Annotated in this window: 16 protein-coding genes; 1 reads left to right on the forward strand and 15 read right to left on the reverse strand. The window is 60.5% G+C overall.

The features are described from left to right. Positions 1–39 precede the first annotated feature (39 nt). The 15 genes from AC0NIE_RS27770 to AC0NIE_RS27840 form a co-directional block, all read right to left on the reverse strand. Positions 40–1,350 (reverse strand): HlyD family type I secretion periplasmic adaptor subunit, encoded by a 1,311-nt coding sequence (locus tag AC0NIE_RS27770; RefSeq protein WP_473484994.1) that lies wholly within the window; start codon positions 1,348–1,350, stop codon positions 40–42. Then, positions 1,350–3,104, reverse strand: a complete 1,755-nt coding sequence (locus AC0NIE_RS27775; protein WP_473484992.1) for a type I secretion system permease/ATPase — start codon at positions 3,102–3,104, stop codon at positions 1,350–1,352. Before AC0NIE_RS27775 ends, AC0NIE_RS27770 begins: the two co-directional genes overlap by 1 nt. A gap of 91 nt (positions 3,105–3,195) precedes the next feature. Beyond that, the gene (gene eglC, locus AC0NIE_RS27780; protein ID WP_473484990.1) at positions 3,196–4,587 is read right to left on the reverse strand and encodes an endo-1,3-1,4-beta-glycanase EglC; all 1,392 of its coding nucleotides are present in this window, start codon (positions 4,585–4,587) and stop codon (positions 3,196–3,198) included. A gap of 266 nt (positions 4,588–4,853) precedes the next feature. Then, positions 4,854–5,675, reverse strand: coding sequence for a D-glutamate cyclase family protein (locus tag AC0NIE_RS27785; RefSeq protein ID WP_473484988.1), 822 nt, complete (start codon positions 5,673–5,675; stop codon positions 4,854–4,856). A gap of 165 nt (positions 5,676–5,840) precedes the next feature. Beyond that, positions 5,841–6,653: a type III secretion system export apparatus subunit SctT gene (gene sctT / locus AC0NIE_RS27790; RefSeq protein WP_123148992.1), complete on the reverse strand. Its 813-nt coding sequence runs from the start codon at positions 6,651–6,653 to the stop codon at positions 5,841–5,843. 9 nt (positions 6,654–6,662) lie between these two features. Beyond that, a complete protein-coding gene (locus tag AC0NIE_RS27795; protein ID WP_473484986.1) occupies positions 6,663–6,932 on the reverse strand; it encodes an EscS/YscS/HrcS family type III secretion system export apparatus protein in 270 nt (89 codons plus the stop codon). Positions 6,933–6,950: 18 nt separating this feature from the next. Continuing rightward, a complete protein-coding gene (gene sctR, locus AC0NIE_RS27800) occupies positions 6,951–7,604 on the reverse strand; it encodes a type III secretion system export apparatus subunit SctR (RefSeq protein ID WP_473484984.1) in 654 nt (217 codons plus the stop codon). Continuing rightward, on the reverse strand, positions 7,597–8,571 hold the full coding sequence (gene sctQ, locus AC0NIE_RS27805) for a type III secretion system cytoplasmic ring protein SctQ (RefSeq protein ID WP_473484982.1): 975 nt from the start codon (positions 8,569–8,571) through the stop codon (positions 7,597–7,599). The genes sctR and sctQ overlap by 8 nt, the downstream gene beginning before the upstream one ends. Before the next feature lie 151 nt (positions 8,572–8,722). Continuing rightward, complete coding sequence (locus AC0NIE_RS27810) at positions 8,723–9,184, reverse strand: hypothetical protein (RefSeq protein WP_473484980.1); 462 nt, start codon at positions 9,182–9,184, stop codon at positions 8,723–8,725. Between the two features lie 13 nt (positions 9,185–9,197). Continuing rightward, complete coding sequence (locus tag AC0NIE_RS27815) at positions 9,198–10,556, reverse strand: FliI/YscN family ATPase (protein WP_473484978.1); 1,359 nt, start codon at positions 10,554–10,556, stop codon at positions 9,198–9,200. Further along, positions 10,553–11,173, reverse strand: a complete 621-nt coding sequence (sctL, locus tag AC0NIE_RS27820; RefSeq protein ID WP_473484976.1) for a type III secretion system stator protein SctL — start codon at positions 11,171–11,173, stop codon at positions 10,553–10,555. Before sctL ends, AC0NIE_RS27815 begins: the two co-directional genes overlap by 4 nt. Before the next feature lie 5 nt (positions 11,174–11,178). After that, on the reverse strand, positions 11,179–11,802 hold the full coding sequence (locus tag AC0NIE_RS27825; protein WP_473484974.1) for a SctK family type III secretion system sorting platform protein: 624 nt from the start codon (positions 11,800–11,802) through the stop codon (positions 11,179–11,181). Next, positions 11,799–12,638, reverse strand: coding sequence for a type III secretion system inner membrane ring lipoprotein SctJ (sctJ, locus tag AC0NIE_RS27830; RefSeq protein ID WP_473613609.1), 840 nt, complete (start codon positions 12,636–12,638; stop codon positions 11,799–11,801). Before sctJ ends, AC0NIE_RS27825 begins: the two co-directional genes overlap by 4 nt. A 9-nt stretch (positions 12,639–12,647) precedes the next feature. Then, complete coding sequence (locus AC0NIE_RS27835; RefSeq protein ID WP_473484970.1) at positions 12,648–13,295, reverse strand: hypothetical protein; 648 nt, start codon at positions 13,293–13,295, stop codon at positions 12,648–12,650. A 20-nt stretch (positions 13,296–13,315) separates the two neighbouring features. After that, on the reverse strand, positions 13,316–13,792 hold the full coding sequence (locus tag AC0NIE_RS27840; protein WP_473484968.1) for a type III secretion protein: 477 nt from the start codon (positions 13,790–13,792) through the stop codon (positions 13,316–13,318). 396 nt (positions 13,793–14,188) lie between these two features. Here AC0NIE_RS27840 and AC0NIE_RS27845 point away from each other — a divergent pair, with 396 nt between their 5' ends. Continuing rightward, complete coding sequence (locus tag AC0NIE_RS27845) at positions 14,189–14,929, forward strand: L,D-transpeptidase (RefSeq protein WP_473485142.1); 741 nt, start codon at positions 14,189–14,191, stop codon at positions 14,927–14,929. Positions 14,930–14,973 lie beyond the last annotated feature (44 nt).

The raw sequence follows: 14,973 nt of genomic DNA on the forward strand, positions 1-14,973 counted from the left end.
GTTCCGGAGTTCAGCTCGTCGGCTCGCCCGAGTCGCGGCCTATTCTTCCCTGAATGCCCGTTGGATTTGGTTCGCCAAAGGTTTCACGAGATAGGACAGCATGGTGCGGCTGCCGGTCGAAAAGAACACCTCGACAGGCATTCCAGGCGCCAGGGCCAGGCCCTTGAGCCTGGTAAGCTCTGTGCGCGGTAAAACAACATGCACGGTGTAAAAGCCAGCGCCTGTTTTCTCATCGACATTGAGGTCGGCGGAAATCTTGCTGACGGCACCATTCAGCTCCGGCGTTGTTTGCTGATTGAATGCCGACAGCCGCAGCGTCGCGCTTTGCCCTAACGTCAATTGATCGATGTCTTGGGGTGCCACGCGCGCCTCGACGGTCAGGTCGTCTGTCACAGGGACTATCAGCATGATGAGCTCGCCCGGAGAAATAACGCCACCGACCGTGTGCACACCAAGCTGATGAACGACGCCGGTCTGCGGACTGCGTATATCGATCCGCTTGAGCTGATCTTCGGCCGAGACCTTGCGCTCGACGGATTCAGAGATCTTTGCCTGGACGTCACGCAGTTCGGTCGCCACCTCGCTGCGCAAATCCTGGTCGATCTGAATGATCTGCAAACGGATTTCGGATGTACGACCCTTCGATTGCGCTATGGCCGCGGTCAGTTGCCCGTGCTCACCTTTGAGCCGCACGGCATCGCGTTCAAGCGCAGTTATGCGATCGATTGAAACCAGCTTGCGTTGCCAAAGTCTGCGCATGCCTTCGAGCTCAAAGCCGATCAACTTGATTTCCTGGCTCTTGGCATCTCTTTGCTCGGTCAAGCCGGAAACTTCTTCGGCAAGCTGCGCAATGCGCTCTGCCAACTGGGCCTTCTGGCCGGCGCGTGCCTGTCGGCGAAATTCGAACAGCGATTGCTCGCCGGCCATCGCCCGACCGATCTCGGGGGCATCCTGGCGTGACACTAGCGAAGCTGGAAAGCTGATGCTTGCTTTGCCGTCGCGCTCGGCCTCGAGGCGAGCCAGGCGCGCCTCGAATTCGTCCAGGCTCTTCGTGACGATCGCCAAATTGGCCCGGGTGATCGTCTCATCGAGGCGGATCAAAACCTGGCCCGCCTTCACGGCATCGCCTTCCCGGACGAAGATTTGACCGACAACGCCACCCGTCGGATGCTGCACCTTCTTAACGCTGGAATCGACGACCAGCTTTCCCGAAGCAATCACGGCCCCGGAAATCTCGGTGACGGCAGCCAAGCTTCCGGCCCCACCAATCAGAAGTATGCAAGCTGCGACCCCACCAAGCAGATAGCGCCGAATGGTCCGGTCAATCGCGGATGCAGTGCGTTCTGCCATCAGGATGCAGGTTCTTCAGGGCCAGAGACGACCTTCAAGGGAACGCCTGCTGGGCGAGTTATCTTGTTCAAGATCTCATTCTTCGGGCCAAAGGCCTGGACCTGGCCGTTCGCCATCACAAGAATCTGATCCAGGCTCGCCAGCGCACTCGGCCGGTGTGCGACCACGATGGCAACACCGCCTCGCGCGCGCACGCCCTGGATCGCCACGGTCAGTGCAGCCTCACCCTCCGAATCGAGATTGGAATTGGGCTCGTCGAGGATGACGAGGAACGGATCGCCATAGAGCGCCCGTGCAAGTGCAACCCGCTGCCTCTGGCCGGCCGAAAGTGCCGACCCGGCCTCGCCGACCCGCGTCTCGTAGCCTTCCGGCAGATGGATGACGAGATCATGAACGCCGGCCGCGCGCGCGGCCGCCAGTATCTTGTCCGATGGCGCTTGCGGTTCGAAGCGCGCGATATTCTCGGCAATGGTGCCGTCGAACAATTGCACATCCTGCGGGAGATAGCCGACATGCTTGCCCAGCTCTTCCGGCGACCACTGGTCGAGCGTTGCGCCATCCAGCCTGACCGTTCCACGAACTGGGAGCCATATGCCGGCAATCGCGCGCACGAGCGATGACTTGCCGGAAGCGCTCGGCCCCACAATGCCGAGGCCGACGCCCTTTTCCAATGCGAAGCTGGCGTCTTGCACGACCATACGACGCTCCCCCGGCGGCGTGACACTGATACTTTCGACCGAAAGAGCAGATTTCGGCGCAGGCAGCGAGACACTTGTCGCAGTTTCGGGAAGCAGGACCAAAAGCTGGGTCAAGCGGGCCCAGGCCTGGCGGGCGGTGACGAAACCCCTCCAGTGCGCGATAGCCAGTTCGATTGGTGCGAGTGCCCTGCTCATCATGATCGAACTGGCGATCATGATGCCGCCGGTCGCTTGCTGATGGATGACGAGATACGCGCCGATCGCCAGGATACCCGATTGCAGCATCATTCGCAGGATTTTCGAGATCGTTCCGAGTGTCCCGGCAAGGTCGCTCGCTGTTGCATTGGTGTCGAGATAGTCAGCATTGATCCCTGCCCAGCGCTCGGCGATGCGCGAGCCAAAGCCCATGGCCTGCAGAACCTCGACATTGCGGCGCGTCGCTTCGGCAAGTGTATTGCGCGCTGCCGCTTGACTGTTTGCCTTTCTGGCGGGCTCTCTCGTGCGAATTTCGGCAAGCAATGCCAGGCTGAAGAGAATGACCACGCCGGCCAGCGCCGTCATGCCGATCCAGAAATGGAACAGGAAGCAGATTGCGAGATAGAGCGGCATCCATGGCAGGTCGAAAAGCGCGGTCGGACCGGCGCTCGACATGAACGATCGCACCTGGTCAAGATCACGCAAGGATTGAAGGCCGTCGCCTGCGAGCTTGGTGCGCAGCGGCAAACGCATGAGGGCGGCATAGACCTGTCCGCTCAAGCGCGCGTCCAGCGCCATGCCGATGCGCACCAGCAAACGCGACCGGATGAGTTCGAGAACGCCCTGAAAGACGAAAAGCGTGCCGGCAAACACGGCAAGCCCGACGAGCGTCGGCACGCTGCGGCCGGGTATGACGCGATCGTAGACCTGCAGCATGAAGAACGAGCCGGTCAGCGCCAGAACATTGACGACGCCGCTCATCAATGCAATTCCTGCCAACGCTCGCCGAAACGCGGCCAGAACCGCCGCGAGTGTCGTCCGCGGCGGTTCAGGTGGAATGGGATGCGACGTCGGCTTCAAATCAGTTCCAGTTCGGTCTCAGGCAGCAATGACCGCGCCCGAAATCAGGCCTGATGACGAACGTGGCGGTGCCGAGCCCATCTGTCAAATGTTAGATAATCCAATCTTGCAACGCATAGGCATGGATGTAGTCGATCTGCATTTCCGCAGGCGTCGCAAGCCCGTCGGCGGGCGCTCCCGCTTGGCCACCAATCCCCATATTCACCAGCATATACATCGGGTCATGCATGTCGGCAGGCGTTGCGGCACGAGCGACTTCGACGTCGTCGAAATACCAGACGAGTTCGTCTTCTGTCCAAAGCACGCCGTATGTGTGGAACCCTCCGGTATCCGAGGTATAGGCAGTCGAGCCCACTGTTGTATGAGTTCCCGTCGCGTTCGAGTGGCCTGTCAACATGAGCTTGTTTGGATCCTGACCGAACATCTCTATGACGTCCAGTTCCGGTGGCCAGGAGCCGTCCTCCGGGAGAAGCCAGAAGGCCGGCCATGCACCTTGTTTTTCGGGCATATCGGCCCGAATCTCAAAATAGCCGTAGGTCTGCGCGAAGGATTCGTAGGTCGTCAGCAAACCTGACGTGTATTGGTAATTATTTATATAGGGCCGGATCGCCTCAGGAGCCCGGGCGGCGGTAATCGTGAGAACACCGTCCTCAATGCTGAACGGATTGACGGACCGTGTCGGGGCGTAGTCGGTATCGATGTACCATTGAAGATCGTTTGTGGTCGTGAGCGTGCTGCCGTTCGCGGCCCCCCACCAGTAGTTCGAATCCCAGGTGCCGCTCGAGCCGTTCCACAGGTCCAGCGTGTCGAACTCGTCCGAAAAGGTGAGTTCCAGAGCCGACCTGTCCACGCCCAGCTTGAACTGGCTTGCGGTGAAATCGCCGATGGTCTTGTTGGCGAAGACGAGAAACTCGCTATCGGACAGATTAAGTCGGACGTTGGCTCCCGACTGGACCATGTTGGCGCGCACCTCCTCGAAGGAGGTGAAGCCGTAGCTCCCGACGCGAACGGTATCCGTCGCGCCAAGGTCCAGGATCAGATCACTGCCGTTGCCGGGGTTGACGACGAAAATGTCCGCCCCGGATCCGCCCTTGAGCACGTCATCGCCCTTTAAGCCGTCGAGCGTCTGTTGGCCGGAGCCGCCGCTAACGATGTTGTTCAGCTCGTTTCCGAAAGCATAGCGTTTATCGCCGGTGACCGTCAGGTTCTCGAAATTCGTTGGGAGCTTATAGCTCATCCAAGTCGAGATGGTATCCACCCCCTCGCCGGACAGCTCGACCGCTTTGTTTTTCGAGGAATACAGATAATAGATGTCATCGCCCTTGCCGCCACGCATTGTGACGGTGACGCTGCCGTCCCCATACATCGAGTCGTTGTATGTGCTGCCATAAAGTGTTGAGCTGGAACTCGTCGCCGAATACCACTTTACGGAGGAGCCGCTGTAGGGAAGTGGAACGCCCTTGGCGTTCAGAACCGTGGCCATCGCGGTCTTTTCTCCTTTGTCTCGCTGGATAGCAGCCCTAACATCAATCAAGGGCAAAAGGAGCCAGTACTTTTTCACTTTCCAGTTCGGAAGGTTACCAAATGGTTATCACGTAGTGGGAGCACTTGCCGGGGAGCTTCACTGCCTCGAGTGCATAAGGTTGGGCCACTGCAACATGATCGAAGATGTGGTGAGGCAGATCGAGACCGACCCTCACCGCATTTCGCATCTCGAATAGCATTACCGCTGACCGGTGAGAAGAACTGCTAGTAGACTTTGAAAGCGCCCGCATCGGCTCGTGCATCCACATCGGTGATCAGCATGTGCCCCGGCGATACCGTGATCGAGGTCGCGAGTTCGGCACGAGCAAGTGCATCCTGTGCGGTTACGCTGCTGGCCCAGAATACAGGGACCTCCCCGTCCATGATTTTGACTGCATCGCCCCAGTCGGGAGCCATCAAGTCGGCTATTCCGATGACCGTGGGATCTCCGACATGGATGGGAGAGCCGTGGGCATGCGGGAAGCGTGCGGTAAGGGCGCGAACCCTGTCGACATCGCAACGGCTTATCGGACGCATCGAGACGACCATTTCGCCGCCAAATGGTCCGACGCGATACGTCTTGATCCTGGTTCGAAACTTGGGTGAGGCCTTGCCGCAGCCGATGCGGCTCAGTTTCTTTTCGGCAAGTGCAGCTTCGACGGTCAGCGAGCTGCCGAGCGCGAAAGCGGCAAAATCATCCTGCCACAGGTCGATGATGTCCGTCCTCCAACGGGTCAGCTCGCCGAAATGATAGATGTTGTACTGGGGGGCATCGGTGCGGATGTCGATGTCGCCCAGCGCTGGGATCAATGGGCTGCCGGCGCGATTCACGCCGACCAATGGACAGGGTTTCGGGTTGCGGATGCAGAACTGGTGGAAATCGCCGGCAAAGCTGCGGGGCACAATCACAACATTGGCCTGGAGCTTGCCGTGCGCCAGCCCCCCTGTGTGCCCCTCATAGGCGCCCATTCTGACAAGCCTGCGCAGCCTGTCCGCATCGACCAGTCGCAGGTCCTCGAAGATCGGTGAAGTGGTCAGGCGAGCCATTGCTTCCGAGCGCGTTTCAGAGACAAGTCGGGAGGCGTAAGATCGTTGGCGGCTCGGCTGCTTGTCAAATCGTCAGAATCTTTCCTCAACGATAAATTGTATTTATTGGCCGGCCAACGATCGCTTCATTTAGGACCGACGCCTGCGCAAATCTGCATGGTGTCATTAACAGCTGCGGCAGCCGATCGCTTCTATCTGTCGGCCTGCCTCGTGCAGGAAGCCAAGGTCTCGGTTCATGTAGAAGAGCAGGAAAGCGGCATAGAGTACAAAGACGAGGCTAAACACCAGCGTCTTCACGATCAGCGAAAGCGCAAAAACATTCAGGTGCGGTGAGGCGCGCGCCAAGAAGGCCAGCACAATGTCGGACAAGAGCATGCTGATGATGAGCGGAAAAACGAGGGTCAATGCCATCATCAGAATGCGGTTCAGCAGATCGAGAAAGATGCCGGCTGCATCCTTGCTGAACACAGGCAGAAGTTGGTCGATCGGCCACAGGCCATAGCTGTCGTAGAGACTGGTCAAGGAAAGTTCGAGGCCGCCGGCAGCCAGGTAGATCGTGACCATGATGACGGCGAGCAAGGTGCCGGTGGCACTCGTCTCATGGGTCATCATCGGATCGATCAGAGTCCCCATGGTGGAGCCCCGCTGCAGGTCCAGGATATCGCCGGCAGCCTCGGCCGCCCAGAACGGTATGCCCATCGCCAGCCCGAGCGTTACCCCGACCACGACCTCCTTGAGCATGTACACGACGATCATCGTCGTCGCGATGTCAGTGTTCGTCAGCTTGTTCACGATCATCGGAAAGACCGGAACCGCCAGCGCCAGAGCAACGCCGTTGCGCAAAAGGCCCGATAGCGGCACACGCGAAAAGAGCGGCATCAGGAGCATGAATCCGGTCATGCGTGCGAGCGCGAAAGCTCCGGCCAAAAGATAGAACTGAAGCTCTTTGACCGACGCGAAGAATGGTTCGACCGGCATCTGCGTGCCTCAACGCGTGACGATGGGGAATTCGTCCAGCGCCGTTGAGGCCTGCTCGGCGATCTGCTGGCCAAGCAGCGGGCCGAAGACGATGATGACCAGCAGGATCACGACGAGCTTAATCGTCTGCGGCAGGGACTGGTCCTGAATTTGCGTCAGCGCCTGGGCAAGCCCGACAAGGATGCCGACGGCCATCGCCGCGATGATCGCTGGGCTCGACGCGAAAAGCACTGTCAGAAGCGCGCTTTGGACCTTCGCCAGGATGAAGTCATTGCTCATGCAAACCTCCTAGCGGCGTCAGACGTAACTCAGGATGAGGCCGTGCATCAGCCGCGACCAGCCATCTATGGCGACGAAAAGGAACAGTTTCAGCGGGATCGAAATGAGGACCGGCGAGACCATGATCATGCCGAGCGTCATCAGGATGTTCGCAACAACGATGTCGATGATGAGGAAGGGAAGATAAAGCAGAAAGCCGATTTCAAACGCGCGCGTAAGCTCGGACGCGACAAAGGCAGGGACTAGTATCGAAAGATCGTCGTCTTTCAGATTTTGACGTGCCTGTTCCGGCCACAGGCGGTTCGTTCCGTCAAGAAAGAACTGCCGCTCTTCCGGCTGCGTGAATTTGATGAGGTGCTGCTGTAATGGTTCCCTGACCAGTTGCGCCGCCCTGGCGAGGTCGTCCGTACTCTGGAACTGAACCTGCCCTTCCTGAAGCCGGCCCGTCATCTCGCTCAGCAACGGCGTCGTGACATAGACCGTAAGCACGAGCGCTATGCCGTAGAGGACCAGATTGGGCGGCATCTGCTGGACGCCGAGCGCATTGCGGATGAGGAACAGCACGACCGAGATTTTCAGGAACCCGGTCATGGTGACGACTGCCAGCGGCAGCAAACCGACGAAGCCGACGGCAATCAGGATCCCAAGCAGGTTGGGCGAATTGTCAAGCATTGTCGAACATGCGGGCGACCCGCACGCCCAGGCTCTCCCCAATCCGCACGATCTCGCCACGGCCGACGCGTTTACCATTGGCGATGATGTCGACCGTCTCCTTCGTCACATTGGCGAGCGGAACGATAGCACCGGGCGCAAGCTGCCTTACCTCGCCGAGAGGCATTGCCGTGCGGCCGAGCTCGAAGGCAAGCGCAACCGGCAGTTGGTCCAGAGTTGCCTCTTCCAGTGTCTGGTCGGCGTGCGGCGGCGGGTTCTGATTCATGGTCCACTCCCATTTCGATCCAGCGATTGCAGTCGGGGCGGCAAGCAGTTGCAGCCCGCTGGCAGTCAGCACGGCCGGGGCATAAAGGCGCTCGGCAATGACCAATGCCGCCTCTTCCTCTTCGTCATCGAAAAGCACTACATCGCCAGGTTGCAAGCTTTTGAGATCACCATGGCTGATTGTAAGTGCGTAGCGCCAAAGGCAGACCGGCAACGGGAATTCCGCAGGAAGCGGGGGTCTCGCTTTGCCGATCGCGTCGAGAAAGCCCCCGGCCCGCACCGCCAGATCGACGCTGTCGGTGTGCAAGGCGCAACCTATGGTTTCGTCCTTGCCGCTCAGGACGAAAGCCAACGCGGTTTCGTCCAAAACAGTGTCTTTTTGTTCGACCAACGTAATAGCGATCGTCTCGCCCAGCTTGCTCTCGATCCATTCGAGATCTTCTTCGAATACGGATTCCAACAGCAGTGCGGCGTGAGCGGGTGCCAGTCGTTTCACGTCGACCAACTCGTCAGCCTTGGCAAGGCCCCGTTCGACAACAGAAAGCGGCAGGCGCAATTTGCCCGCCGTGTCTCCAACCGTGAACGAAATCGTGCACAATGGCTGGTCCACAGGGTTCGGTGCCGGCCAGACGGCAGCGATCGACATGGTTTTCCCGGCAATCGTGATCTGCGCGGGAGCACGACGGCGGTAGAAGGCGTTCAATGCCCCAACCTCCACGGCCGCAACAGATTCCAAAGTCAGCGGCTCGCCAACGCTCGAGCGTGTGCGTCTCACCGGCTCTGCGCGCGCTCTCTTTTTTGCCGACGCCAAGGCCTGAGGCATCACACTTCCATATTCACGGTCACGGATTGGACTATCGTTCTGTGGGCAAGCGCAGTGGACTGCGCTCGTCTTCCTCGGAAAGCTCGGCAAGCGCCAGGCTGCGACGCGCAGTGCGTTTGGTCAGATGCTGCAACAGCCCGTCCAGCTTCGTCACGGCCTTCATGCTCGCGCGATGATCATTGCGGGCTGCCGATAACTCGGCTTTGCGTCGTTGTTCGGTGACGCCGGCCAGCTTCTCGTTTTCCCGGAGCTGCTCGGTTTGCCTGGCGGCGCGCTCGAACTGTGCCTGAAGCCGATGAAGGCTGGCGGCCTTCACCGGCTGTCCAACAAGCGAACCGAATGCTGCATCCTCGGCGTCGGCTGTGTGCTGCAGGTGTTTGCTGACCGCGGCGGCTGCCTCCCGAACCTCCCCGGCGGCCCGCTGCGCAGCGGCGTATCTCCTGATGACCGCTTCGTTTGCGCGCTGTTCACCGTGGCGCCTGAGGTCGCGCAATCGTGCGATTATGTCACGATCCTTCATTGACGATCCCCCGCATGCGTTCGCGTGTCTGCTCGATTGTTTCGTGGGTGGCGGACGGCTGTCGCAGGAAGGCGTTGATGGTGTCGATCTTCGCCACCGCCTCGTCCGCCACCGCATCGCTGCCCTTTTCGTATTCGCCGACGCGCAGCAGCAATTCGACGTCGGCGTAGCGGGCGAGCAACTCCCGTAAGCGGCCGGCGTCCAACCGATGCTCAGCCGGCACCACCGTGTCCATGAGGCGACTGCGGCTGCGCAGCACGTCGATGGCCGGGAAATGATTGCGCTGCGCAAGCTCGTTCGACAGAAAGACGTGGCCGTCGAGAAGCGCCTGGATTTCTTCGGCAACCGGATCCAGCGTGCCATCGCCCTCCAGAAGAACGCTGTAGAGGCTTGTAATGGAGCCGACGCGGCCAGGCCCTGAGCGCTCGAGCAATCGGGGCAGAACTGCAAAAAGCGAAGACGGAAAACCGCGACGCGTCGGCGGCTCGCCTGAAGCGAGGCCAATCTCGCGCTGCGCACGGGCAAAGCGCGTGATGTTGTCCATTGCCAGCAACACATGCTTGCCCTGGTCGCGAAAATATTCGGCAATGCTGGTTGCCACATAGGCGGCCTTGACGCGCTCGATCGCCGGCCGGTCGGACGTCGCGACGACGATGACTGCGCGCGCCAGCCCTTCCGGCCCAAGCTGATGCTCGATGAATTCGCGCACCTCACGTCCGCGTTCGCCGACAAGCGCAACCACGGCAACATCTGCGTCGGTGCCGCTGACGATATCCGAAAGCAGGATCGACTTGCCGACGCCAGGCTCGCCGAAGATACCGACGCGCTGCCCACGCGCGCAGGTGAGAAGCCCATCGAGGGCGCGGATACCGAGCTGGATAGGCTCGGAAATCAAACTGCGCTCCAGCGGCGACGGCGGATAGGCGTTGACGGGATAGCTGCCGGTAACGCCATCCGGCGCAAGCGGTTTGCCATCCAATGGCTCGCCGAACGCGCTGATCACCCGACCAAGCAGGCCGGGCCCGACGGGCACCGTTTGGGTCTTTCCGGTCGCAATGACCTCCGTGAGGCTTGAGAGGCCGGTGAGATCGCCAAGCGGAACAAGGATTGCCATGTCGTCCATGAGCCCGACGACTTCCGCCTTGGTCGCCGTGCCGTTCCTGGGATCGACGAGTTCGCAGATCTCGCCGATCCGAACCTCCTCCACCGTCGCGTGAATGACCGTGCCGGTCACTCGCCGTACACGCCCTCTCCTGGGTCGGCTGGCATCGTCACGCAGGCCGGAACGCAGGTTCGGAACGATCGATGCGAGGCGGCTCTCGATCTTGCTGGCGGGACTTGTCATGCCGGCGCCTCGGCCTTTGATGAAATCGCAGCGGCAATGGCATCGAGCTGTGCCTCGATGCTGGCGTCGATGACGGCAATGTCGGTCAAGAGGATGCAGGCGCCCGTCGCCAGCGTATCGTCCGCGTCGATCTCGACTGTCATGCCCAAGTCACTCTCGCGCAGGGCCGCGTTCAGTTCGTCGCGAACCCTGTTGACGGAAGCAGGATGAAGTCGGACCTTCAGATATTTGGCGCGGCGAATTTCAGTGACGGCCTGCGCGGCCGCCTTGGCGACCAGCATGCTGACGTCGAATTCTCCCAGCACGCGCCTGACCACATCGAGCGCCAGGCTAGTGATTTCGGCTTCCAGCCCACCAAGATAGCGATCGACCTTGACCGCCGTCTCGCTCACCAAACGCGCGGCATCCGCGTCGCCTTGCGCCTTGCCGTCTTCATAGCCCTGCGCATATTCGGCCGCATAGGCTCGCCGAGCGGCGTCACGCAACTGCTGCGCATCACGCCTGGCCTCGTCGAGAAAAGCGTGCCCATCCTGCCAGGCGCGTGCCTCGGCAGCGCGCAGGATGCGGGCGACGGGGCGCCTCGGCACGGCAGTGGTCGCTTTGCCCGGTTCGACCATCTCGCCTAACCCATCGCCCGTCGAACAATCGCCGGACCAGCTTCGGCAAATGGTTCGGCTGTCGGCTGGTCAACAAGCGCATGCGGCATCAGCTTGAGGCGGACCCGCATGCTCGTTTCGCCCGGCATCGCCTGACACCAGGCGCCAAGGCAACGCAGGCCGTCGGCATGGACACGACTATGAATGTCTTCAAGGGGCTCCAACGGCTGCATAGGACCGGCCAGATCGCGGTTGGCGACTGCGAAAGCGCAGATTTCCGCACCGAGTGCTGCCTGCAACGCGGCGGCCTGGCGTCCATCGATGACGGCGGCCAGACTGCCGGCCCAGTAGATCGCGCCGGCGCGAAGCGCAAGGTCCTCCACCTCCTCTCCCGACGACAAAGCAATCGCCCGGTCTATCTCATCGGCTGGTTCGTTGGAGACGGCGCCGCTGAGGCCGTAACGATCGAGCAGAAGCTCCGACAATCGCTCCTGCAGGCGCTGCGACCGCAACATACGCTCGCAGGCAGCCTCGCCGATCGTGCCGTCAAAGCATTGCGCCAGCCGGGCCGCATCCGCATAGCCAGCGGGATTGGCCATGAATGCCTGCCATTCCGGGCTGGCAGTTTGCTTCGAGCCGGTCTGGATCATGTCTTCTTCACCGGCATGGCCGACGCGTCGAGCGCATAAACGCCGGGTCGTCGATACCACTGGACGTAAGCCAGGCGGGCAGCCAGCGCCAATAGTGCCGCCGTCATGCTGTAAAACAGCCACATCGCGGCGACGACGCTGTCGGGATGCAGCCAGAGGCCGAGGAACGTTGTGAAACCTGACTCGCCGGTTGCGTGCTCGGGAACTGCCGCGGTCACCGGAATGAGCGTGACGGATACATTGTCATAAGTCAGCCCGGCGATGCCTTTGGCCACCAGCATCTTGACCTGCGGGATCAGCTCATTCATCGGAACGGATGCGCGGTGCCGGATGAAGACGGAGGCGGACGATGGGACCAGCCGCTGTCTCAGCGGATCGTTTTCGGGCAGGACGAGATGAACGCGCGCAGAAAGCACGCCGTCGATGTCCGAAATCGTCTGCGACAGCTCCTGGCTCAGGCCATAAATCATCGTCGCACGCTCTTCGACCGGCGAGGATACAAGCCCGTCTCGCTTGAACACGTCGCCGAGCGTCTGGAATTCCTGTTTGGGCAACCCGCTTTCGTCGAGAATCGCCATGGCTTCGGCGAAACGGTCCTTCTGTACGGAAACCGTCATTTTGCCGTCCTTGCCCGCCTCGCGCTGGGCCGGGATGCCGTGACGCATCAGCGTGGCCACGATCTCGTTGGCCTGCCGCTGGTTGAGGTTGGAATACAACTCAACCGAGCACGCCTGGAGCACAAGCACGCTCACCACGACGAGCGCGACGCGGCACCGGACGCCGCATCGATTCAATAGCGTTGACCGCCGCGGCAAGGATATCGTGTGCACGAACACTCCGTAGGCTTACTGTTGCTTGATCAGCGTGCTGGTGGACGACGTAACGGCCGTTACGCTGCTCGTGACCACTTCGAGATTGGCGGCTGCCCACATCACCGAAATGGATCGTTCGAGCAGTTGCTCGGCATTTTTTGCGGTAGCGTTTTCGTCTTCCTTGCCTGACGGGGCGGTCTTGCCGGCGCCATCCTGCATGGTGGCTGTTTCAGCATTCACAGAGGCATTTGCCTGGGGGGCATTTGCCTGGCCAAGCGCCTTCTGCACCTGCTGCATGGTCCCTTCCAGCGACTGAACCGCAGAACCGAACAATGCAGACGGATCCGTGAGCGCCCCGCCCCCAGCCTTCTCCACCTCGGCCAGATAGTCGAAGAGCTTGTGTTCGGCGACCGGCGCGGTCTTTTCCAGTTTGGAGGATTGTCCGGCCATTGCCGGATTGGCTCCCGAAGATGCCTGCGCCACCTGCTGGCCTGTCCGCGTGGCGACATCACCGCGCTCAGGCATAGTAACCTTCGCGGCATCATGTTTTTCCTGATTGGCACCCACCATCCGGTTGCCCGGCTGCGTTGCCGTGCCGGTGGTGATTTGCTGCTGCGAAGCTATGCTGGTGGTCAAGTTTGCCAGTGTAGCTTCCAGGGCTCCAATCGGCGCGATTTGCATGAACCTGCCCTCCTGCTTGCTTAGTTCGATTTGCCGGAGGGGACATTCTTCGCCTCCGCCTGCCTTCCGCGGAAAACGCGGACCGGAACGACTTTGCCAGGATCCGGCTTGGTGCTCGGCGCCGCAGGAACCCCCAGTGTTTTCCTGACAAGTTCAACATAGGATGGTGGCCCCGATACCGAGACAACATCGTCTTGCCTGGACACCTTGATCGGAAACTTCGGGTCGATGACCCCCAGCCGCGAAAGCCGATCTTCCGCACCGGCAGCCGTGTTGGCATCAAGCGCGATCATTTCCGTCCGGACCTCAGCTTCGGTCGCGACGTTCATGACGATGCCATCGAAATGCCAGACCAGCCCGTATCGATTGCAGATCTCTTGCAGGAAGTCGCGGGCGGTTCCAACCGGCATGCCGGCGCTTAAACGCCCCTTTATGAGTTTGCTGACACGCATGGGCGCCCGCATGTTGCGGCCTAGCTCGACCAGCGCATCGGCCACCGACTGATCGACGGTGATGTATCTGTACGGGCCGGCAGGCCACCGCGGTTCGGCGGCGTTGGCCCGCGACGAGGCAAGACCGAACGCCAGGATCGTCGCAAGACCGCAGGCGACGAAAGCAGCCCTGGCTCCCGAGCACCGATTCGCATGGCAGCTATCGCGTCCCGTCAACATCGGTCCTATCGAAAAGGGACGCACGAGCGATGGCCCGCGTCGCTGGTTTCATGGTTTACCCGCCGATTCACTCTATCGTGCACACCGCAGAATTGGAAGTCCAATTGGATTGCGCATTAGCATTTGGTGCCAAATGTTGCGAACCGCCAGCAAAGCGATATGGTGCGCGCTGGAATCAGGTGATCGCCGGCTGAACGCCTGGATGCAGAAGGATCGTTCTTGGTGGCGGCAATCTTGATCCTGCTTGCGAACTTGCCTGTTCCCGTCAAGGTTGCGGGACGCAAAGTACGGGTCACGCCGCGCCTGATCCAGAGCCCGTGCCTTATCCGGAGATTGTGTGCATCAGTTCTGGTTGCTGCCACGTCGATTGCCGCCATGGCGCCGGCGCAGGCCCAATCGAATAGCGGTTACGACCCACGAAGCTGGACTTACGATCCGGCAAGAAATGTGCTGGTCTCCCCTTCCGCTCCCGACCAGACTTCGGACGAAGAAATCCGGCCCGACTGGTCAGCAATTCCTAGGGAGATCGTGCATTTCAGCGAGGCTCAACCGAAGGGATCGATCGTCATCAACACCCCGGAGCGGCGGCTTTACTACATCTTGGGGGGCGGCAGGGCGCTGCGATACGCGGTAGGCGTTGGAAAGGAGGGATTGGAGTGGTCCGGCCGCGACACGATTTCAAGCAAAAAGAACTGGCCAGATTGGCGGCCGCCGGCCGAAATGCGATCCAGAGAAGCATCAAAAGGCCGCTTCCTGCCCGCGCATGTCGAGGGAGGACCGAACAACCCATTGGGGGCGCGCGCATTGTATATCGGCAACACGCTTTATCGCGTCCACGGCACCAACCAGCCATGGACCGTCGGACAGGCCAACTCCTCCGGTTGCATTCGCATGACCAACGAGGATGTTATCGATCTTTATAACCGAGTGAAGATCGGTGCCCAGATCATTGTACGGCATTGATGGTCGACGCCCCCTCCCCGAAAGCCCGCAAATGAGTGACCTGC

The sequence above is a fragment of the Mesorhizobium sp. WSM4842 genome (assembly GCF_055901575.1).